Here is a 21,488-nt window from a genome sequence, read left to right on the forward strand (position 1 = left end):
CGTGCCGGGTCAGCGCAGGCCCAGCACGGCGTCGGCCAGCGCGGGCACGACGCGCCGCTCGCCGAAGCGCTCCTCCACGTACGCCGCCGCCTCCGCCGTGAGCTGGGACCAGCGTGCCGTGTCGGCGACCTCGTCGTGCAGGCGCCGGGCCATCTCGTCCGTCGACGCGGCCAGCCAGTCCGGCGGGTAGAGCAGGTCCGCGCCGGCCCACGCGAGGGAGCGCGGCAGGCACCCGTGCACGGCCCCGTCGGGCAGGGTGAAGTGGAAAGACTCGAAGTCGGAGACGGACAGGACGACGCCCACCCTCGTGTACCACGCACCCATGTCTGGGCCGTGCGGGTCCCAGCGCACCGCGCTCTCCAGCAGGGGATCCTCGGCCATCCGGCGGGCCTGCTCGGCGAAGTACGCGGCCTCCTCGGGGCGGGCCGTCATCCATGCGACGTCTTCCGGACGATGGCCGCGGATGACCAGCCGGAAACGCGACTCCTCCGCACGCAGCGTGGCGAGGAGGTCCAGGGCGCGATGCAGCCCCTTGCGCGCGGGGAGGACACCCACCAGGCCCAGCGTGAACCGGCGAAGCGGGTCGGTCTCGTCGGTCGACGGAGGGCGGCGCCCGGGGATCCGGACGGCGTTGGGGATCCAGAGGGCGCGCTCCGCGGGGAAGCCGGTGTCCCGCAGCACCTGGGCGCGCACGTGCTCCGCCACGAACACCCATGAGTCGACGGCGTCCCGCCGCACCCGCCGGGGGAACTCGGTCGACGCCTCCTGGAGATGAGTGCGGACCGTGAGCCGGGTTCCGTCCGGCCGATGTCGTGAATACCACGCGGCATTGCCGAGCGACCACTCGCAGTGCACGACGTCGGCCCACTGGGCCAGGGCCGCGCTCGCGCCGGGATCGTGCCGGGCGTGACCGCGCCATTCGTCCACCCGCACCTCGTGCCCCCGGGCGCGGAGCTCCTCGAGGAGGCCGCCTGCGAACTTGAGGTCGTGGCCGGCTACGACCACCCGGCGCGGCTCGGCGCCCACTCGGACCCGAGGCGGCGGTGGTGCGGGCGGTGGGGTGAGCGGAGTCCCTCTCCGGACCAGCTCGAGCCGTGCCGCGCGTCCGCGGGCTGCCAGGACGGCGGGCGGAGCGGCGGCGTCCGCAGGGCTCAGGAGCGCGCGCCCGGCCGCGGCTGCGAGGTCTCGCAGTGCAGGGGACGACCGTTCCGGGTGCGGCACCACCACGGCGTCGACCAGCGAGAGCGCCTCGGTCCAGCGTCCCGGCGCGTCCGTGCCGGCGACGGCTCCGGGGACCACGAGGACGCCGGGAACCTGCCGGCCGTGGGCTCGGTGGAGCAGCCGCGCCATCCGCGGACCGCAACGCCGCGTGTCAGTCACCACGGTGTGCAGGCCCCCACCCTTCAGAGACCGGGCACGGGAGGCGGCCAGCGCGACGGCGTCTTCGGGCCGCCACGTTCCGGGCTCGGCGGGGTCCACGGGCAAGAGCAGGACACCGGGGGACCGGGGTGTCCTCGGTCCCAGGGGGTTCCACGCGTCGAGCGAGAGTCGACGGGCTCCGGTGACCGCGCGCGTGAGCCGGGCGGAGGCGGGGAGCGGGAGGATGCGGTGCGCCAGCGGATCCCCGTCTATGGCTTCGCCGGTGGTGGGAGACGCGGTCCATGCGGACGAGGGCAAAGTGAGGCTGCCGACGAGCCTGCGTCCCTGGCGGGCGGCGGAGTTCCAGACGTCCGCGACCCGGACCTGAGTGCGGTCGGCCAGGAGACGGGCCAGGCGGAGAGGACGGCCGCCGGGGGTCAAGGGGCCGAGACTCTGTCGGGACGGGCGCCGTCAGGCCAGGTGACATGGGTCCGCTTCAGGACGCCGCGTTCGGCCTCCAGGAGGGCCAGGGCGCCCTCATGGTCACCGCGCGCCTTCTTCCGCGTGTAGCGCGCATAAGTCTTCGTGACCGACTTGGCCCCGGAGTCCATCGTCAGTACGCCCTGCTCGATCCAGATGGCCCGCGTGCACATCTCCTGGATGGTGCTCATGGAGTGGCTGACCAGGAACACGCATCCCGCCTGTTCGCGTAGCTGGTCGATCCGACTGCGCGTCCGTGCGCGGAACTGGGCGTCGCCGGTGTTCAGCGCCTCGTCGATGACCAGGATGTCGGGGTCCACCGCCGTGGCGATCGCGAACTGCAGGCGGGATGCCATGCCCGAGGAGTACGCCTTCAGCGGCAGCTGAAGCGCCTTCGGCTCCAGTCCGGAGAGCTCGACGATCGAGTCGTACTTGGCTTCGGCCTCGACCTGGGACATGCCCATGGCCAGGCATCCGAGCATGATGTTGTCCTCGCCGGACACCTGGCGCACCAGGGCGGCGTTGACGCCCAGCATCACGGGGGTGGTCGCAGCGAACACATGGCCGGTCGTGGGATGGAGCTGACCGGTGACGAGCTTCATGAGCGTGGACTTGCCCGAGCCGTTGGTGCCGATTACACCGACTGACTCTCCGCGGCGAACGACCAGGGACAGAGGCTGCAGGGCTTCCACGGTGTTGGTGCGCAGGCCGGACGCGCCCCCGCGGAGGCGAGCTCGCAAGGAGCGTGTTCCGATGGCCTCCGCCGAGCGGACGGTGTAGGTCATCCCTGCCTGGTCGAGGACGACGGCGGCATCGTCCACCCGCTTCACCGGCGCCGGTGAAGCGACTGATGGTGCGAGGGCGTGACGAGGGACGTAGGAGTTGGTCGAAGATGCCGAACTAGAAGGAGTCATCGCTCCTCCCCGTATGTCTCCTCGGCCTTCCAGAAGAAGACGAGTCCGATCACGAGCAGCGCGGCGGTCCAGGCGAGCAGCACTGCCCAGCGCGCTGGGTCGGCCGACTGGCCGTAGACCATCGACTGCCGCGCGATGTCCAGGACGCAGAACATGGGGTTCAGGTGCATGACGGTCATCATCGTGGGGCTGTTCTCGAAACGATGGGCGCTGAAGAAGACGGCGGACAGATAGAGCCAGATGCGCATACCGAACCCGATGAGGTTGGCGAAGTCGACCCAGTGGGCCACGATCCGTGCCAGCACAAGCGAGAGGCCGACGTTGAACAGGGTCTGGACGGCCAGGAGGGGGATCATCAACAGCCATCGCCAGGTGATGGCTTCCAGGGGCGGGATCACCAGGACGAGTGCCACCATCACGGCCAAGGTGGGTCCGAACTGCAGGAGTTCACGGATGTTGGTGGCGATGGGCAGAGTGGCGCGGGGGAACTGGAAGGCGCGCACGATCGAGGCATTGCTCGAGATGGACCGGGAGCCGCTCGTGACGGCCTGGGTCGTGAAGCGGAAGAGGAACACGCCGACGATGAGGTAGGCGATGAAGTTCTCGATCCCCCGCCCGGTTCCCAGGAGCAGTCCAAACACAAGGAAGTACGCCAGACCGTCCAGGATCGGGTTGAGCACCATCCACAGGCGGCCCAGCGTGTTCGTCGAGTTGGCCCCGGCGATACGGGAGCGAGAGTCGAACAGGATGAATGACCGGTAGGACCAGAGCGAGGCGATATACGCTCCCAGCTGAGGGCGAGCGCCGACGCGGTGCAGCCCAGATCCGTCCACTTCGAGCACGATTTCCGTCCCTGTGGCTGCCGTGGATTCGGCCATGCGGAACAACCCTCTCTTGCGCATCTCGCGGGCGAACGTGCCGGTGGGGGCGACGCGAGTCGTCAGTCTAGCCCGCGTCCCACTCGGCCCGATCAGTAGACTCAGGTGAACCGGAGGGCGGGTCACGGCACTCCCCGGTACCCCGCAGTCAACCCTGGAGGATCTCTTGCCCATCGTCATGCCCATCTACGGAACCCGACCGGAGGCCATCAAGGTGGCGCCCATCGTGAAGGCGCTCCAGGCGGACGACCGCTTCGACTGCGTCGTCACGGTCACGGGACAGCACCGCGAGATGCTGGACCAGGTCAATGAGCTCTTCGGGATCGTCCCCGACCATGACCTCAACATCATCCAGCCGCGCCAGACCCTCAACGGCGTCTTCGCCCGCACCCTCGCCGGCCTCGACGCCGTGCTGGAGGAGGTCGGCCCTGACGCCGTCCTCGTGCAGGGGGACACCACCACCTCGACGGCGGCCGCCGTCGCCGCGTTCAACCGCCAGATCCCCGTGGTCCACGCCGAGGCGGGCCTGCGAAGCTTCGACATCATGTCCCCGTTCCCGGAGGAGGCGAACCGGAAGATCACCAGCCAGATCGCCGCGCTGCACCTGCCGCCCACCTCGGTCAGTCGGGACAACCTGCTGCGCGAGGCTGTCGCGGAGGAGGACGTCTACGTCACCGGGAACACCGTGATCGACGCCCTCCTGGAGGCCGTGCGGGCCCAGGTGCCGTTCGAGGACGAGCGCCTCGCCGCCCTCGAGTCGTCCGGGCGCCGCATCGTGCTCATCACCACGCACCGCCGCGAGAACCAGGGTGATGCGATGCGCGGGGTCGGTCGAGCACTGGCCCGGCTCGCGGCCCGCTTCCCGGACGTGTCGTTCGTCCTGCCGGCGCACCGCAACCCCGTGGTGCGCGAGGCGATCCTGCCCCACCTCGAGGGCCTGGAGAACGTGCTCGTCACCGAGCCGCTGGCGTACGGCGAGTTCACCCACCTGCTCTCGGCGGCCACCGTGGTGCTCACCGACTCGGGCGGGGTGCAGGAGGAGGCGCCCTCGCTGGGCAAGCCCGTCCTCGTGATGCGGGAGAACACCGAACGCCCCGAGGCCGTGAGCGCCGGGACCGTCCGGCTGATCGGCACGGACGAGGAGCTCGTGGTCTCCGAGGTCTCCCGCCTCCTCGAGGACCCCCAGGCCTACACCGCCATGAGCACGGCGGTGAATCCCTACGGCGACGGCCGCGCGGCCGAGAGGACGGTGTCCGGGATCGCGCAGCTGCTGGGTGTGGGGGAGCGGCTGCCCGCCTTCGACGGCGCCTGAGCCCCGGCGGTCTGCCGCCCGACGCCGACGGCGTCTGGGCGGTCAGAAGTGGTCGCGCGGCGCCGGAGTCACGTCCGGCGGGATGATCGTGGGCAGCGAGCCCGTGCGCGGTCCGCCCGGGGCGACCGGCACGTTGGTCTCGGGGGCGCGGGTCCAGGCCAGCGCACCGATCAGGATCACACCGCCGGTGAGCACGAACGCCCAGCCGTAGCCGGCGTGGTCCACCACGAGGCCGGCCAGCAGTGGACCGGCGATCGCACCGAGGTCCGCGGACATCTGCGCCGCGGACATCACCGGCCCGGCCTTGCGGCCCTGGCCCACCATGTCCGCGATGGCGGCCTGCTGCGGGGCGTTGAGCACGCCGGTGCCGGCTCCGGAGAGCAGGCACGCGACCAGGAACAGCAGGGGCGACTGCATCCACCCGATCACGCCGGTGGTGGCGGCCATGGTGAGCAGGCCGGTGAGGATCAGCGGCTTGCGGCCGTGCACGTCGGAGAGACGCGAGGAGAAGGTCACGGCGACCACGTTGCCCAGCGCGAACACGGAGAGGGCGAGGCCGGCCATGAAGGCCCCGTCCACCGGCCACCCCAGCAGCGCCGTGCCCGCGAACGCGGTGCCGGCGAACAGCGGCATCACCGAGTTGCGCACGCCGAACGTGGCCCAGCCGTTCGCGAAGAACGAGGCGAGCGCCGCACGGTAGGACGGCAGGCCGAACGCCTCCTTCAGGGGCATCGTCGGGCGGGGATCGCCGGTGCCACGGTCCGCGCGCCGCGTGTCCCGCAGCAGGACGAACACCATCCCCGCGGCGATCACCAGCGACGTGCCGTAGATCAGGAACGGCGCACGGAAGCCGAAGACCGCCAGGGCGGAGCCCACGATCGGCCCCACGATGTTGCCGATCAGGAAGGCGGAGGCGTACGCACCGGAGACGCGCCCGCGCATCGTCGGCGGTGACTTCGCCGCCAGGAACGCCATGGCGGACACCGTGAACAGCGTGGAGCCGACGCCGCCGAGGGCGCGGAAGAGCAGCAGCTGCTCGAACGTCTGAGCGAAGGCGATGAGGAACATGGACGCGGCCACGATCAGCACACCGGTCATGTACACGGGCGTCTCGCCGAGGCGGTTCGTCAGGCGCCCGGAGAGCGGGGCGAACAGGAGCCGCGTCAGCCCGAACGCGGAGACGACGGCGGCCACGGCCGTCGCGGACGCGTTGAAGGAGCTCGCGTACTGCGGCAGGAGCGGGGCGATGATGCCGAACCCGATGGCGATCACGAACGCCGCCGCGACCAGCACCTTCACGTCCCGGGGGAGCGGTGGTCGGGACGGTCGGCGGTCACGGGAGGGCGGCATGCCCGTCATCATCCCACGCCCCTGTGACAGACTGGCCTCGTGGAAATCGCCCTCATCATCTCAGTCGTGATCGCCCTGCTGGTGGGCACCGTCCTCGTCGGATTCCTCGATCGTCGCCCCGCGCCGCCGAAGGGCGCCTACCCGGGGCTGCGTGACGCGGACGACCCCGCGCCCGGCGTCGCCTCCGGCGGCTCCCACGGTTCGACCGCGGTGCTCGAGCGCCCCGAGGCCCCCGACGCCGAGCTGCTCGCCCCGGCGCCCAAGCACGCCGCGCCTCCGGTCGTCGAGGCTGCCCCGGTGGAGACCGTGCCGGTCGAGGTCGAGCCGGAGACCACGCGCCAGCTTGAGCGCCCCGAGGCCGCCGGCACGCGCCTGGCCCGCCTGCGGGCGCGCCTGCTGAAGTCCAACAACGTCTTCGGCAAGTCCCTCCTCGCCCTGCTGTCCCAGGACCGCATCGACGACGACGTGTGGGACGAGATCGAGGAGACGCTGCTCATGGCGGACCTCGGCACGGACGCCACCATGGAGCTCGTGGACCGTCTCAAGGCCCGCGTGACCGTGGCCGGCACCCGTGACCCGCAGGAGCTGCGCGGCCTGCTGCGCGAGGAGCTCGTGGCCATGCTCGATCCCTCGCTGGACCGCCGCATCGCCGCCACCCGCAAGAACGACCTCCCGGCCGTGACCATGGTCGTGGGCGTCAACGGTGTCGGCAAGACCACCACCGTGGGCAAGCTGGCCCGCGTGCTCGTGGCCGAGGACCGCACCGTGGTGCTCGGCGCGGCCGACACCTTCCGCGCCGCCGCCGCCGAGCAGCTCGCCACGTGGGGCGCCCGCGTGGGCGTGGAGACCGTCAAGTCCGACGTCGAGGGCGCGGACCCCGCCTCCGTCGCCTTCGAGGCCGTGAAGACCGGCATCGAGCAGGAGGTGGACTGCGTCCTGGTGGACACCGCGGGCCGCCTGCAGAACAAGGCCAACCTCATGGACGAGCTCGGCAAGATCAAGCGCGTCATCGAGAAGCAGGCCGCCGTGGACGAGGTCTTCCTCGTCCTGGACGCCACCACGGGCCAGAACGGCCTCACCCAGGCGAAGGTGTTCGCCGAGGTCGTGGACGTCACCGGCATCGTGCTCACCAAGCTGGACGGCACCGCCAAGGGCGGCATCGTCGTGGCGATCCAGCGCACGCTCGGCGTGCCGGTCAAGCTGATCGGCCTGGGTGAGGGCGCGGACGACCTCGCCCCCTTCACCGCCGAAGGCTTCGTGGACGCGCTGCTCGCCGACTGAGCAGCGCCGCCCGAGGACGGGCATGCGTGGCGTCACAGAGGCGTGTGTGGCGTCACAAAACGGCAGGGTCGGGCGGTGCGCCGCCCCTGCGCCTAGGATCACGGCATCGGCCCGACAGGGCCGGGCGACGACGCCTCCGGGCATCGGTCGCCGCACTGCCGTCCGGGGGCCCGACCGGAAGGTGCAGCGATGAACGACCCGACCACCCTGGATGCCGGAACGGTATGGACCGTCACGAGCGCGGGCCTCGTCCTCTTGATGACGCCGGGTCTGGCGCTCTTCTACGGCGGCATGACGCGCGCGAAGTCCGCCCTCAACATGATGATGATGTCCTTCGTCTCGATGGGGCTCATCGGCGTCGTCTGGGTCCTGTGGGGCTACGGCATGACCCATGAGCCGGGCTGGCTGGGACTCGTGGGCAACCCCCTCTCCGACCTCGGCCTGAGCGATGCGATGGCCGAGGGGAACCTGATCCCCGCGGCCTACGCGGCCACCTTCGCCGTCATCGCGGTGGCCCTCATCTCCGGCGCCGTGGCCGACCGGGCGCGCTTCGCCACGTGGTGCGTGTTCGTGCCCGTGTGGGTCAGCCTCGTCTATGCGCCGCTCGCCTACATGGTGTGGGGCGGCGGGCTGCTCTCCGAGGAGGGCGCGATCGGCTCTCGCCTCGGGGAGGCCCTCGACTTCGCCGGCGGCCTCGTGGTGCACATCAGCGCCGGCGTGGCCGCGCTCGTGCTGGCGCTGTTCATGGGCAAGCGGAAGGGCTTCGGCGTGGACCCGGCGCACCGCCCGCACAACGTGCCCTTCGTGATGCTGGGCGCCGCAATCCTGTGGTTCGGCTGGTTCGGCTTCAACGGCGGCGCCGCCCAGGGCGGGCACCAGCTCGGGCTCGTGTGGATCACCACCCTGGCCGCCGGCTCGGCCGGCATGCTCGGGTGGATCGTCGTCGAGTGGCTGCGCCGCGGCCGCCCGACCTCGATCGGCACGGCCTCCGGCATCGTGTCCGGGCTCGTGGCCATCACCCCGGCCTGCGCGTACGTGAGCCCCGTCGGCGCGATCGTGATCGGCCTCGTCTCCGGCGCGGCGTCCGCGCTCGCCGTCAACCTCAAGTACCGGCTCGGCTTCGACGACTCGCTCGACGTGGTCGGCGTCCACCTCACCGCGGGCATCCTCGGCACCGTGCTGATCGGCTTCTTCGCCCTGCCCTCTGAAGGACCCGCGGGCCTCTTCTACGGGGGTGACGCGTCCCTGCTGCTCACCCAGGCGGTCGCCGTCGTGGTGGCCGTGGTGTTCACGGCGGTCGTGACCGCCGTGATCGCCCTCGTACTGCGGAACACCCTCGGCCTGCGCGTGAGCGCCGAGGACGAGGAGCGGGGCGTGGACGTCACGCTGCACTCCGAGACCGCCTACGACGTGGGCTTCGGCGCCGTGCCCGTCCCGGCCGACGCGCTCGCCCACACCGGGGAGCGGTCAGCGGGCTGAGCGGCCACGGTTGCTAGGCTTGCCGGGCGACGTCGTCGGATGACGGCGTCGCCCGGCGGTCTTCACGACGCCGACACCCCTGACGCCTGCGAAGGATCCCACCCGCCGTGTTCACCTCCCTGTCCGACCGCCTCTCCGCCACGTTCCGCAACCTCAAGGGCAAGGGGCGGCTGACCGAGGCGGACATCGACGCCACCGCGCGCGAGATCCGGCGCGCCCTCCTGGACGCCGACGTCGCCGTCCCCGTGGTGCGCCAGTTCATCTCCCAGGTGAAGGAGCGCGCCCTCGGCTCCGAGGTGGCCCAGGCGCTGAACCCGGGCCAGCAGATCGTGAAGATCGTCAACGAGGAGCTCGTGACCATCCTGGGCGGGGAGACCCGCCGCATCCGGCACGCCAAGACCGGCACCACCGTGATCATGCTCGTGGGCCTGCAGGGCGCCGGCAAGACCACCCTCGCGGGCAAGCTCGCGCATCTGCTCAAGTCCCAGGGCCACACCCCGCTCCTCGTGGCGTGCGACCTGCAGCGCCCCAACGCGGTGAAGCAGCTCCAGGTGGGCGGCCAGCGCGCCGGCGTGCCCGTGTACGCCCCGCACCCGGGCGTCTCCTCCGAGTTCGAGGCCGCCACGGGCGACCCCGTGCAGGTGGCCCGGGAGGGCGTGGCCGAGGCCAACGCCAAGTACCACGACGTGGTCATCATCGACACCGCCGGCCGTCTCGGCGTGGACGCCGAGCTCATGCGCCAGGCCGCGGACATCCGCGCCGCCGTGCAGCCGGACGAGGTCCTCTTCGTCATCGACGCGATGATCGGCCAGGACGCCGTGGCCACCGCACAGGCCTTCAACGAGGGCGTCGGCTTCACCGGCGTGGTCCTCACCAAGCTCGACGGCGATGCCCGCGGCGGCGCCGCGCTGTCGGTCCGCCAGGTGACCGGTCAGCCCATCATGTTCGCCTCCACGGGCGAGGGGCTGAAGGACTTCGAGGTCTTCCACCCGGACCGCATGGCATCCCGCATCCTCGACATGGGCGACGTCATGTCGCTCATCGAGCAGGCCGAGCAGAACTGGGACCGCGCCGAGGCCGAGAAGATGGCCAAGAAGTTCGCGGACCAGGAGGACTTCACCCTCGACGACTTCCTGCAGCAGATGCAGCAGCTCAAGAAGATGGGCTCGCTGAAGAAAATGCTCATGATGATGCCGGGTGCCCAGGGCATGCGGCAGCAGCTCGAGCAGTTCGACGAGTCCTCCATCGGCCGCGTGGAGGCGATCATCCACTCGATGACCCCGCACGAGCGCGTGGCCCCGAAGATCATCAACGGCTCCCGCCGCGCGCGCATCGCCCGCGGCTCCGGATCCCAGGTCTCCGAGGTGAACGCCCTCCTGGAGCGCTTCGCTGAGGCGCAGAAGATGATGAAGAAGATGGCCTCGGGCGGCGGCCTGCCGGGCATGCCCGGCATGGGCCACGGCGGCACCTCTCGGAAGGCCAAGGGCAAGAACGCCAAGAACAGGGTGAAGTCCGGCAACCCGGCCAAGGCCGCGGCCGAGCGCAAGGCCCTCGAGGAGCGCCAGGCGCGTTCCGCGCAGGCCGGCGCGGGCTCCATGTTCGGCCAGGGCGCCGGCGGCATGGACCTCGAGAACTTCGACCCGTCGAGCCTGAACCTGCCCGCCGGCTTCGAGAAGTACCTCAAGGACCGCTGAGCCCCGGGTCGACGACGACGACGGCGCCCGGCGCGGCCGTCGTCGTCCTCCTCGCGCGTCGAGGTGCGCGAGCCGGGGGAGTCTGGCAGAATGGCCCGGTACTGAGCGTGAGCCCGGACGACCCTCTATCCTCCGCGCGCTCCGTTCCGTTTAGCCCGGTCGCATGCCCCGCTGCCCCCACGCGGAGAACCGATCGCGGCCCCCTGATCTCTACCAAGGAGTGACCACACACGTGGCTGTCAAGATTCGTCTGAAGCGGTTCGGCAAGATCCGCGCCCCGTACTATCGCATCGTCGTCGCCGACTCCCGCACCCGCCGTGACGGCCGTGCGATCGAGGAGATCGGCAAGTACCACCCCACCGAGGAGCCCTCGTTCATCGAGGTCGACTCGGAGCGCGCGCAGTACTGGCTCTCCGTGGGCGCACAGCCCACCGAGCAGGTCGCCGCCCTCCTGAAGATCACCGGTGACTGGCAGAAGTTCAAGGGCGAGGCCGGCGCCGAGGGCACCCTGCGGACCAAGGCTGAGAAGGAGGCCTTCGTGGCCCCCTCCAAGGGCTCGGTCATCATCCCCGAGGAGCCCAAGAAGGAGGAGGCCCCGGCCGAGGCTGAGACCCCGGCCGAGGCTCCTGCCGCGGAGGCCGAGGCCCCGGCCGAGGACGCCGAGAAGTCTGAGTGACCATGCTGACCGAGGCCCTCGAACACCTGGTGCGAGGCATCGTGGACACGCCGGACGCCGTCCGGGTGGACGCGCGTGCCCAGCGCCGCGGTGACATGCTGGAGGTCCGTGTGGCCCCGGAGGACCTCGGTCGCGTGATCGGCCGTCAGGGCCGCACCGCCACCGCGCTGCGCACCGTGCTGGACGGCCTGGCCGGACACCCGGTCCGCGTGGACGTCGTGGAGACGGACCGCGCCCGCTGACCACTCCGCCGGGTCCACCCGGCACCACGATCCCCGCAGCCCCTGCCGTGCAGGAGCTGCGGGGATCGTCGCGTCCGGGGCCGTCGTGTCAGCCGGCTGACTCCTGCACGGTGGCGAGGCGGTAGCCGAGGCCGCGCACCGTGAGGATCCGGGACGCCCCGATCTTGGTCCGCAGGTACCGCACGTACACGTCCACGACGTTCGATCCGGACTCGAAGTCAGCTCCCCACACGCCGTCGAGGAGCTGCTCCCGGCTGAGCACCTGGCCCGGATGGCGCAGGAACTCCTCGGCCAGGGCGAACTCCCGGGCCGAGAGGTTCACCGGCTCCCCGCTCAGGGTGAGCAGGTGGGCGGCCGGGTCCAGCTCCAGGTCGCCGTGCCGGAGCACGGCGTCCACGGGCGCGGGAGCGGGAGTGCCGGGACGCAGGCGCAGGCGCACGCGGGCGAGGAGCTCGGCGAACCGGAAGGGCTTGGGCATGTAGTCGTCCGCCCCGGAGCTGAGTCCCTCCACGGTGTCCTCCGCCGAGGAGCGTGCCGTGAGGATGATGACCGGCAGCTCCCCGTCCTGGGCGCGGATCCGGGACAGGACCTCGAAGCCGTCGACGTCGGGGAGCCCCAGGTCGAGGATCACGAGGTCGAACGCGCCCGTCATGGCCAGGGCGATGCCCTCGGCGCCGGTGCCCGCCGTCGTCACGGCGTACCCCTCCGCGGCGAAGCCCTTGGTGACGAAGCCGGCGATCCGCTCCTCGTCCTCGATCAGCAGCAGGGGGATCATGGGCGGTCCTCTCGGTCGTCGATGCCGCCCGCCGGTCTCGGCGGGGGCGTGCCCTCCAGGGGCAGGCTCATGGTGAAGACGGACCCCCGGCGGGGCGCGGGGTCCACGGTGATCCGGCCGCCGTGGCCCTCCACGATCGTGCGGACGATCGCGAGGCCCAGGCCGGATCCCTCCGTCCGCCGGCCGTGGGCGCCGCGGCCGAATCGCTCGAAGATCACGTTGCGGTCCTCGGGGCGCACGCCCACGCCCGCGTCCTGCACCCACAGCCGCAGCATGCCTGCCCGCACCGCGGAGCCGATGCCCACGGGCGTCCCGGGCTCCGAGTAGCGCACGGCGTTCGCGGCCAGCTGCAGCCACGCCTGCGTCAGACGCTGTCCGTCCACCTGCGCGCTCACGGGGGCGGCGGCGTCCAGGCTCCACTGCCGGTCACCGAGGGCGCGGGCCCGTTCTAGCACCGCCTCGGTCAGCTCGGCCACGTCCGTGGGCGCGGGACGCAGGAAGTCCGGGCGCTCCGCCTTGGCGAGGGTGAGCAGGTCGTCGACGAGCCGGCCCATGAGCGCGAGCTCGTCCAGAGTCAGGCGCGTGCTCTCCCGCACGTCGTCGGGGTCCACGGGGTCCATGACCTCGAGGTGGCCCTGCACGATGGTGAGCGGTGTGCGCATCTCGTGCCCGACGTCGTCGAGGAGGCGCCGCTGGGACGCGAAGGAGTCTTCGAGACGGTCCAGCATCGCGTTGAAGCTGTGTCCCAGGTCCGCCACGTCGTCGTGGCCGAGCACCGTCACCCGGCGGTGCAGGTCATGCTCGGAGACCTCGGCGGCGGTGTCCCTCAGCGCCTCGAGGGGGGCGAAGACCCGGTGCAGCAGGGGCACGCCCAACAGGAGCGCGAGCACGGTGGACAGCAGCGCGGACGCCGCGTATCCCACGAACGTGCGGTTGAGCCGATCCGTCTCGGCGTCCATGTCGAAGGCCAGCAGCAGGGCGCCCACGTCCTCGGGGCCTCGTCCGCCCACGGGGACCAGGGCGACCCGGTAGGCGGCCGTGTCCGTCTCGACGCTCTCCAGCGTCACGACCTCCTCGTGCACCCGCTCCAGGGTCCACGCCACGAGCGCCCCGTCCTCCTCCAGGCGCAGTTCGACGGCGTCGGAGGCGGCGAGCGCGGCACGCTCGGCGTCGAATCCGAGCATCCCCTCGTTCTCGAGCGGCCGCACGCGCAGCATGGCCAGCCGGATGAGCTCGGCGGCGTTGGCGACGGGCTGCCCGGTCTCCGGGACGAGGCCGGTGGAGGAGAGCAGGCCGACCTCCTCGACCGTGCGCTCGAGGTTGTCGTCCACGCGTTCGTTCATGCTCACGCGCTGGAAGGCATAGGCGGCGATCCCGGAGAGCGTCAGGGCCAGGACCACGACCAGGGCGAGGAGGAGGGACAGACGCCGCCGCACCGGCAGGCGGGACCAGGAGTCCGCCGCCGGGGCCTGTCGGGTCGCGACCGAGGCCACCGGGTCAGAGATCGGCCGCGGGGCGGCGCCCGGAGTCAGTCGTCGCCATGGTCGTCAACCTCGTCAACCTCGTCAACCTCGTCGTCATCAGCGTCCTCGTCGTCATGGGCGTCCTCGTCGTCGTCATCCTCGTCGTCGTCGTCGTCCTCGTCCAGGGCGGACGGCGTCGGCGGCGGGAGCCGGGTGGGCGAGGCCGCTGCCGCGGGCGCGAGGGAGGAGGCGCTGCGCTTCGACGGCGCGTCCCGGGGCGACGTCGCCGCGGCGGAGGGCGCCGATGCGGGGGGCGCCGTCGCACGCGTCGTGGGGGAGGGGTCGGACGGGCGCGGGGCCGCCGCGGGGACCGAGGCCGTCCCCGTCCCCGTGGCCGTGGCCGGGCGCGGCGTCGTGGACCCGCCGTCCGAGGCGTGCGGGCCGGCCACGTCCGTCGACGGCGGGCTGGACGCCATGGGGCTCGACGCGGACGCGGAGGGCACGGCCGACCCGGTCGGACTCCCGAGGGTGATCTGGGGTCCCAGCACGGTCTCGGACTGACGGGAGGAGCCCACCACGAGGGCGAGCGCGCTGATCGCAAGCGCCAGGATGAGGGCGAAGGCGACGACGGGGCCGGATCTGCGGAGCATGCCGGACAGCATCGCCCACCCGCATGAGGGACCGATGAGATCGGCCCCCGGCGGCTCGGACGGCGTCTTCTCATCCCGGCTTCACGAAGCGCTGGTGTGCTTCACCTTGACCCGCCCGGCGACGCGTCGTCGAGCGACTCCACCCCCTGAGAACGAGGTACACCATGCAGTCCGAGGCCACTGACCTGATCAGCGCCATCTCCCTCGAGATGGAGCAGCGCTACCGCCACCTGTCCGACAGCCCAGCCGAGGGGCACGCCGTGGACGGCGTGGAGGATGTGGAGCTGGCGCCGCGCCGCCTGCGCCGGGCGAAGACCTCCTACACGGCCCGGGCGTTCCGCACCGTGGCCCGGGAGAACGGGCACACCGGCTACGGACTGCGCCGGGGCCGTGGCGTGGCCCCCGCCGCGGGCGATCTCGTCCTGGCCCGCGTGGCCGCGATCGGCCAGCACAAGAGGCTCGAGGCCTACAACTCGCGCCGCCGCCATCTGTTCATGGGCGACGAGGTGATCGTGGCCTACGGCGACCGCTACGCCCCCGACCAGTTCCTCGCCGAGGTGCCCCACAACCTCGACTACACGAACCTCGTGGCCGCCGGCGGCATGGCCTCACGGGTCATCGAGAAGCACGAGGGGATCGATCCGGCCACCGTCCTCGAGCCCGTGGGCCTCATCACCCGCGATGGCGAGGTCCTCACCCTCGCCGACCTGTCCGGCCACCGCATCCGTCCCTGGCAGGAGGCCCGGGCGGCGATGTCGGCGGACGGCCCCACGGTCGTGATGGTCTTCGGCTCCTCCATGAACTCCGGCAAGTCCACGACCGTCAGCTGCCTCGTCAACGGCCTCGACCGAGCCGGGCTCCGAGTCCACGCGGGCAAGGCCACCGGCACGGGCGCCGGCAACGACGCGGGCCTCTTCCGCGACGGCGGCGCGGACCGTGTCGTGGACTTCACCGACTTCGGGCTCGCCTCGACCTTCAAGCTCTCCGTCGAACGGATCAAGGACGTCGTCTTCTCGATGGCGGCCGTGCTCGCCGAGGGCGGGCCCGACGTCGTCGTGATCGAGATCGCCGACGGCATCTACCAGGGGGAGACCGCGGCCCTCGTCGCGGACGAGGACTTCCGCGCCCTCACGGATCGGGTCCTGTTCGCGTGCGGGGAGGCACTCTCCGCGGCGGCCGGTGCGACCCTCCTGCAGGGTGCGGGCCTGCCCCTCGTGGCCGTCTCCGGTCGCCTGACCTCGGCCCCGCTGATCGCGCGGGAGGCCGCCGCGGTGGTCTCCGTGCCGATCGTCCCGACCTTCGACCTCTGCGAGGCCGACGTGGCCTGCCGAACGCTCGGCCTGCCCGCGGAGGTCGCGGTCGCGTGAGTGCGGCCATGCCGACGCTCTTCACCGGTCGACGGCGGCGCCTCTTCCTCTGGCTCGCCGGCCTGGGCCTCCTCCAGGCGGCGCTCTCCCTCCTGGTCGCGGTCCTCACCCCGCGCCTGCTCACGTCCGGCCCGGCGGCGTGGGGGCTGGCCCTCGCGCTCCTGACGGCGGCCCTCGGCGTGGGCGGCGCCCGCATCGGAGAGCGCGTCATCGCCGAGGACCTCGGCCAGGACTACGTCCGGGAGGTCCGCCGGCTCCTCGTGACGAGCGCCCTCGTGCCGGAGCGCAGCGCCAATCTGGGCAGCACGATCGCCCGCACCACGAACGACTTGACCGCGGTGAAGAACTGGGTCTCCCTGGGCATCAGCCCGATCGTGGTGGGCGTGCCCCTCGTGTTCGGGGTCGTCGGGGGGCTCGTGATCCTCCTGCCCGTGCTCGGCATGGTGGTCCTGGGCGTCCTCGCCGTGTTCGGTGTGGCCATGTGGCTGCTCTCCCGGGTGTTCTTCCGCCGTGCCGTGGCGCTGCGGCGCGTGCGTGGGAAGATGGCCGGGCACGTCGCGGACGCCGTCACCGCAGCCGAGGGGATCCGCACCTCGGGCGGCGTGCGCCGCGAGGTCGGACGCGTGGACAGGATCTCCGGACAGATCCAGGAGGCCGCTCACCGGCGTGCCCTGGTCTCGGGCACGATGCGCGGCTCGGCCGCCTCCATCACCACGCTCCTCGGCGTGCTCGTGGCGATCACGGGCAGCCTCGCCGGGTCCACCGGCGCCGCGGTCACCACCTCCGTGTTCATCGCCGGCATGCTGGGTGCGCCCGTCACCGATCTGGGACGCGTGGGGGAGTACCGGCAGAACTACAACGCGGCCACCCGCATCCTGCTGCCCCTCGTGGAGAACGCGCGTCGACACCGTGAGCGGGAGCGCCTCCAGGAGCGGGCCCAGCGGCGGATGCGCCACCGGGCGGCCCGGGGCGGCGCCGCCCGCGGCTCGGTCCATGTGGCGGACCTGCGGGACGACGTCGGGAGCATCCCTGCGCTCGTGGCGGCCCCGGGGGCGCGCGTGCTGCTGACGGGCGGCTCGCCCGAACGGCTGCACCGCGTGACCCGGGAGATCACCGGGGACGTGCCCGGCTCGGAGGCCTGGATCACCGTGGACGGGCGCCACCTGAACGCGATGACGGCCAAGGAGCGGCGCGGCCTCCTCGGGATCGCCTCCCGGGACGTGCCCCTCGAGCGCGGCTCCATCTCCCGCGTCCTGCGCTACCGGGTGCCCGACGCCGGCGACGAGGCCGTGCGGTCGTTGCTGGGGCGCGTGGGCATGGCGGAGCGGATCGCCCGGCTGCCGGATGGGGAGCGCACGCGCTTGACCCGCGGCGGCGAGCCCCTCAGCGTGAACGAGCGGGCGCTGCTGAAGATCGCGCGCGCCGTGGCAGGCGAGCCGCCCCTGCTCCTGCTCCTGCACATCGAGGACCAGCTGGACACCGTGGACCGCCCGATCCTCGCGCGGATCCTGCGTGACTACCCCGGCTGCGTGATCCTGCGCAGCGCGAACCCCCACCACCTGCTCGAGCACTACGACGTGTGGAACGTGGACGAGACGGCCCCCGCGGTCGTGGCCGCCCTTCCGCACGAGCAGACCCGCGCGCGGGGCCCACGCCCCACCACCTACCTCGCCGGCACGGACCGCGACCCGTTCGGTCCTCCCGTCCGCTGCTCCGCCGCGGAGCTGGCCGACCTGCGCCGCACCGGCGCCTCCGTCCGGGACCAGCCCGGTGACGACCTCGAAGGGGACGACGAATGACACGCACACGGCCCACGGGCAGCCTCTCCGCACCCGCGCGCATCCGCGTCGTCGCGTGGATCGTGCTCATCTCCGGGCTCGGCATGGCGCTGCTGCTCGGCTCCCTCGTGTTCGCACTGCGCTGGATGGCCGAGGACGGCATCCGCACCTCCATCACGCAGGAGGTCGAGGAGGTCGGGGTGTTCGCCGCCAACGGACTCGACCCGGCCACCGGCGAGCAGGTCACCGGCCCCGACCGCTTCGTGGAGCTCTACCTCGAACGCCAGCGCGCCGAGCCCTCGGAGCTCATCGTCGGAGGTTCCGACGCCGTCCCCGTGATCGGCCAGCGCGCCGGGGAGCGGGCCGTCGGCTTCGAGGCCCTCGATGCCGCGACCCGCGAGGCCCTGCTCGTCCCCGACCGCTCGGGCCGCATGACCGACCCGGTGCAGGGGACCGTCTCCTGGGCGAACGTCACGATCCGGGCCGGAGAGCAGACGGGGCACATCGTCGTCGCCGTGCTCCACCGCCATGTGGAGGAGCAGGTGGCCGTGCAGGCTCTGCTGCTCGGGCTGCTCGCGCTCGCGGGCCTGGCGGCGACGGGCCTGGCCGCGTGGATCCTGGCCGGGCGCATCCTGGGGCACACCGCCGAGTTCGACGCGGCGGTGCGCCGTGCGGCACGGGGACGCGGGGTGCCCCGCCTCCCGGAGGAGGGCTCGGACGAGTACGCGGCGCTGGCGAAGGGCGCCAACCGGCTGCTGCGCCGGGCCGATCGCGCCCTCGCGCGGGAACGCTCCTTCGCGCAGGACATCACCCTGACACTGCGGACCTCCTCCGCGATGCTCGAGGCGGGCCTGCGCAGCCCCGGGGGCACCGCGGCGCAGTGGCGGACGACGGCGGACGAGCTGGCGGCCGAGGCCACACGGGCCCGGGAGCTGCTCGACGACCTCGCGCTGCTCACGCGCCTCGGCAGTGCCGACCTGGCCGTCGAGTCCGTGGCCGTGGATCCCGCCGACATCGTCGCGGTCGCCGCCCGGGGCTGGCGGGAGCGGGCGGACCAGGACGGCAGCGGCGTCGAGGTGCGCGTCGAGGCCGACCCCTCCGTGCCGGCCGCACGGGCCGAGCCGGCACGCCTGGTGCAGGTCCTCGAGGAGGTCCTCGACAACGCCCGCGACGCAGTGCACATCCCGGCGGATGCGCCGGGCGGCGTCGACGTCTCCTCCCTCCACCCCACGGATCGGACGATCCTCGTGCGGGTCCACGCCCTCGCCACGCAGGAGGGCGAGCGGGTGGCGATCGACGTCACGGACCGGGGGCGGGGCGTGCCCGAGGAGGAGCGCGCCGGCCTGACGGCGCGCCTCGCGGTCGCCTCGAACGACCCCGCGCCGGGCAACGGCCTGGGCCTCGCCGTCGCGCACGGGCTCATGGGCGCCATGGGCGGGGAGCTGCGCATCCACGGGGGGGACGAGGTGGAGGCGGAGGGCACGACCGTGCGCCTGCTGCTGGAGCCGGCCCCGGCCTCATCCTGATCTCATCGCGCTCGCCCACGCTGGAGGTGCGGGCCGGCCGCCCCGACCCGCCCGCACCGAGCAGCACCGCCCGCATCGACAGGAGCCACCCCGTGTCCCGACCGCATCCCTTCGCCCCCGCCGCCCGGCCGCCTCTGCGCGTGCGCGAGCCGGCCCCCGCCCCGACGGCCCGGGACGCCTGGGGGATCGCGGCGGGGGCGGCCGGCGTCGCGGTGCTCCTGTGGCCCCTGCGCGCCTACGCGGGGCCGCAGCTCTCCGGCAACGACGCGCCGAAGTTCCGCCTGGACTCCTTCCCGCTCTCCACCTACCCGATGTTCTCCGAGCACCGCGGCCGCTCCACCTACGTGCCGCACGTGATCGGCCTCACCGAGGGGGGAGAGCGCGTCATCCCGGACACGCGCCATTTCGGCGGCGGCGGGCTGAATCAAGTCCGCAAGCAGGTCTCCCGGGCCATCCGGCGCGGCGACGCGGCGCTGGTGGCGCAGACGTACGCCGACTCCCTCGCGGAGCAGCGGGCCGCCCTCGGAGACCGGCTTCCGAGCGGCAGCGGTCAGGGGGCAGCGCGGCGCCGCCGCGAGGCGGCCGTCCAGCGGGTGGAGGTGGTGCGCTCGCGCTTCCGGTTCGACGACTACTACAGCGGGCACCGCCTCCCGCATCGGGAGACGGTGCTGGCCCGCTGTGAGCTGGGCGGGACCGCCGTCGCGGTGCGCGAGGAGCGCACGGCGGACGAGATCGCGAACGGGGTGGCCCGGTGAACGGCGCGCGGATCCGGCAGTGGGCGGTGGACACGCTGCGTCCCGCGGCCACCCCGGCGCGCCCCGCGGTGCTGCGGATCGGCGTGGGCCTGTGCGCGGCACGGCACCACTCGCGCCGCCGCGCCCTCCTGCGCGGCGTGCACGCCCAGGATCCCCAACGCTTCGCGCCCGTCGGCGTGGTCCGCGTCCTGCGGCGTCCGCTGCGCCCGGAGGTGGCCGACCGGATCCACGACGCCGCGCAGGCCGTCAACGTGCTGGCCACGCTGGGGGTCGCCCACCGTGTCACGGGGCCGCTCAACGCGGCCCTGCAGCTGTGGACCCTCACCTACCGCAACTCGTGGGGCATGATCTACCACAACGACAACATGCTCGTGCTCCACCAGATGGTGCTGGGCACGAGCCCGAGCGCGGACGCCCTCAGCGTGGACGCCCTCGTGATGCGGCGGCGCCTGGCGCCCGCGGTCTTCGGGCGCCGCTACGGCGCGGTGCCCGTGATGCTCAACGCGGTCACCAGCGCGGTGTACTTCATCTCCGGCGTGGCCAAGGTGCGCAGCACGGTGGGATTCGGCTGGGCCTCCGGGGACGTCCTGCGCGGGCAGATCGCGATCGACGGCCTGCGCAAGGACCTGTTCGGCTCGCAGAAGCCCGCCGCGGGCACGGCGCTGTACCACCGGGAACGGCTGTTCGCCCTGATGGCGGTCGTCTCCCTCGCGGTGGAGCTGGGCGCGCCGCTGAGCCTGCTGGACCGACGGCTCGGCCTGGCCTTCGCCGCGGCCGCCTGGGGCATGCACACCGGCATCCGTGAAATCATGGGGATCTCGTTCCCGTACAACATCAGCGGCGTCAGCTACCTGGCCCACCTCCCGGTGGGCCCACAGCTGCCTCGCTGAGCGGCCGACGCCGCGCCACCGCGAAGGACACCGCATGAGCCCCACCCCCGTCACGCCCGCCGAGGACGCCCTGGTCCGCGTCGCCCGGATCGGCAAGCCCCACGGCATCCGCGGCGAGGTGACGGTCCAGGTCTTCACGGACGACCCGGACGCCCGCTTCGCCCCCGGCGAGGTCCTCGAGGTGCGCGGCGCCGGCGCCGGCATGCCCGCGCATCTCACGGTGGTCAGGGCCCGGTGGAACAAGCAGATCCTCGTCGTCGCCTTCGAGGAGTGCCCGGACCGGAACACGGCCGAGGCGTGGCGCGGCCTCCAGCTCTTCGCCTCGCCCCTGGAGGCCGAGCAGTCGGACGAGTGGTACGAGGACGACCTCGTGGACCTCGCCGTGCTCGTGGACGGCGCCCGCGTGGGCGTGGTGACGGGACTGATCACCGGAGACGCCCAGGACCTGCTTCAGGTGGCCCTCGACGACGCGGACGCCGAGGCGCTCGTGCCGTTCGTCGAGGAGATCGTCCCCGAGGTCGACCTCGAGGCCGGCACCCTCATGCTCACCCCGCCGCCCGGGCTCCTCGAGCTCGCGCTGGGCGACGATGCCGCGGCCGCCGCGGACGAGGAGCGCTGA

Annotated in this window: 19 protein-coding genes; 12 read left to right on the forward strand and 7 right to left on the reverse strand. The window is 72.6% G+C overall.

What is annotated here, in order from left to right:
- Positions 1-9: 9 nt before the first annotated feature.
- The 3 genes from AAG742_RS04795 to AAG742_RS04805 all read right to left on the reverse strand — a co-directional run bounded on the left by AAG742_RS04795 (position 10) and on the right by AAG742_RS04805 (position 3,631).
- Entirely contained in the window at positions 10-1,350 is a 1,341-nt protein-coding gene (locus AAG742_RS04795; protein ID WP_343282376.1) for a hypothetical protein, read from the reverse strand.
- A 446-nt stretch (positions 1,351-1,796) separates the two neighbouring features.
- The gene (locus AAG742_RS04800) at positions 1,797-2,624 is read right to left on the reverse strand and encodes an ABC transporter ATP-binding protein (protein ID WP_343282377.1); all 828 of its coding nucleotides are present in this window, start codon (positions 2,622-2,624) and stop codon (positions 1,797-1,799) included.
- 125 nt (positions 2,625-2,749) lie between these two features.
- Positions 2,750-3,631 (reverse strand): ABC transporter permease, encoded by an 882-nt coding sequence (locus AAG742_RS04805; RefSeq protein WP_343282378.1) that lies wholly within the window; start codon positions 3,629-3,631, stop codon positions 2,750-2,752.
- 166 nt (positions 3,632-3,797) lie between these two features.
- Here AAG742_RS04805 and wecB point away from each other — a divergent pair, with 166 nt between their 5' ends.
- On the forward strand, positions 3,798-4,943 hold the full coding sequence (gene wecB / locus AAG742_RS04810; RefSeq protein WP_343282379.1) for a UDP-N-acetylglucosamine 2-epimerase (non-hydrolyzing): 1,146 nt from the start codon (positions 3,798-3,800) through the stop codon (positions 4,941-4,943).
- A 42-nt stretch (positions 4,944-4,985) separates the two neighbouring features.
- On the opposite strand, the gene AAG742_RS04815 is transcribed toward wecB, so the two are convergent.
- Complete coding sequence (locus tag AAG742_RS04815) at positions 4,986-6,293, reverse strand: MFS transporter (RefSeq protein WP_343282380.1); 1,308 nt, start codon at positions 6,291-6,293, stop codon at positions 4,986-4,988.
- Between the two features lie 39 nt (positions 6,294-6,332).
- Here AAG742_RS04815 and ftsY point away from each other — a divergent pair, with 39 nt between their 5' ends.
- From ftsY to AAG742_RS04840, 5 genes are all read left to right on the forward strand, one after another.
- A complete protein-coding gene (gene ftsY / locus AAG742_RS04820) occupies positions 6,333-7,574 on the forward strand; it encodes a signal recognition particle-docking protein FtsY (RefSeq protein ID WP_343282381.1) in 1,242 nt (413 codons plus the stop codon).
- A 189-nt stretch (positions 7,575-7,763) separates the two neighbouring features.
- On the forward strand, positions 7,764-9,053 hold the full coding sequence (locus AAG742_RS04825) for an ammonium transporter (protein ID WP_343282382.1): 1,290 nt from the start codon (positions 7,764-7,766) through the stop codon (positions 9,051-9,053).
- A gap of 107 nt (positions 9,054-9,160) precedes the next feature.
- Positions 9,161-10,747, forward strand: a complete 1,587-nt coding sequence (ffh, locus tag AAG742_RS04830; RefSeq protein ID WP_248115070.1) for a signal recognition particle protein — start codon at positions 9,161-9,163, stop codon at positions 10,745-10,747.
- A 232-nt stretch (positions 10,748-10,979) separates the two neighbouring features.
- A complete protein-coding gene (rpsP, locus tag AAG742_RS04835) occupies positions 10,980-11,423 on the forward strand; it encodes a 30S ribosomal protein S16 (protein WP_248115069.1) in 444 nt (147 codons plus the stop codon).
- Positions 11,424-11,425: 2 nt separating this feature from the next.
- Positions 11,426-11,665, forward strand: a complete 240-nt coding sequence (locus AAG742_RS04840; protein ID WP_248115313.1) for an RNA-binding protein — start codon at positions 11,426-11,428, stop codon at positions 11,663-11,665.
- A gap of 88 nt (positions 11,666-11,753) precedes the next feature.
- On the opposite strand, the gene AAG742_RS04845 is transcribed toward AAG742_RS04840, so the two are convergent.
- The 3 genes from AAG742_RS04845 to AAG742_RS04855 are packed head-to-tail and all read right to left on the reverse strand — an operon-like array spanning position 11,754 to position 14,553.
- Positions 11,754-12,440, reverse strand: coding sequence for a response regulator transcription factor (locus AAG742_RS04845; RefSeq protein ID WP_248115067.1), 687 nt, complete (start codon positions 12,438-12,440; stop codon positions 11,754-11,756).
- Positions 12,437-13,933, reverse strand: a complete 1,497-nt coding sequence (locus tag AAG742_RS04850; protein WP_343282383.1) for a HAMP domain-containing sensor histidine kinase — start codon at positions 13,931-13,933, stop codon at positions 12,437-12,439. Before AAG742_RS04850 ends, AAG742_RS04845 begins: the two co-directional genes overlap by 4 nt.
- A gap of 35 nt (positions 13,934-13,968) precedes the next feature.
- On the reverse strand, positions 13,969-14,553 hold the full coding sequence (locus tag AAG742_RS04855; protein WP_343282384.1) for a hypothetical protein: 585 nt from the start codon (positions 14,551-14,553) through the stop codon (positions 13,969-13,971).
- A gap of 164 nt (positions 14,554-14,717) precedes the next feature.
- Between AAG742_RS04855 and AAG742_RS04860 the strand changes: the two genes are divergently transcribed.
- From AAG742_RS04860 to rimM, 6 genes are all read left to right on the forward strand, one after another.
- Positions 14,718-15,920 (forward strand): DUF1611 domain-containing protein, encoded by a 1,203-nt coding sequence (locus AAG742_RS04860; RefSeq protein WP_343282385.1) that lies wholly within the window; start codon positions 14,718-14,720, stop codon positions 15,918-15,920.
- 8 nt (positions 15,921-15,928) lie between these two features.
- Positions 15,929-17,719 (forward strand): ABC transporter ATP-binding protein, encoded by a 1,791-nt coding sequence (locus tag AAG742_RS04865; protein ID WP_298984543.1) that lies wholly within the window; start codon positions 15,929-15,931, stop codon positions 17,717-17,719.
- Positions 17,716-19,224, forward strand: coding sequence for a HAMP domain-containing sensor histidine kinase (locus AAG742_RS04870; protein WP_298984540.1), 1,509 nt, complete (start codon positions 17,716-17,718; stop codon positions 19,222-19,224). Before AAG742_RS04865 ends, AAG742_RS04870 begins: the two co-directional genes overlap by 4 nt.
- Before the next feature lie 92 nt (positions 19,225-19,316).
- Positions 19,317-19,979, forward strand: coding sequence for a hypothetical protein (locus AAG742_RS04875; protein WP_298984537.1), 663 nt, complete (start codon positions 19,317-19,319; stop codon positions 19,977-19,979).
- Positions 19,976-20,869, forward strand: a complete 894-nt coding sequence (locus AAG742_RS04880; RefSeq protein WP_298984534.1) for a hypothetical protein — start codon at positions 19,976-19,978, stop codon at positions 20,867-20,869. Before AAG742_RS04875 ends, AAG742_RS04880 begins: the two co-directional genes overlap by 4 nt.
- Positions 20,870-20,903: 34 nt before the next feature.
- Positions 20,904-21,488 carry a ribosome maturation factor RimM gene (rimM, locus tag AAG742_RS04885; protein ID WP_298984531.1) on the forward strand — a complete coding sequence of 195 codons (585 nt, stop codon included), beginning with the start codon at positions 20,904-20,906 and terminating at the stop codon, positions 21,486-21,488.

Origin of the sequence: Micrococcus sp. 2A, assembly GCF_039519235.1 — a bacterium.
Lineage (GTDB): Bacteria > Actinomycetota > Actinomycetes > Actinomycetales > Micrococcaceae > Micrococcus.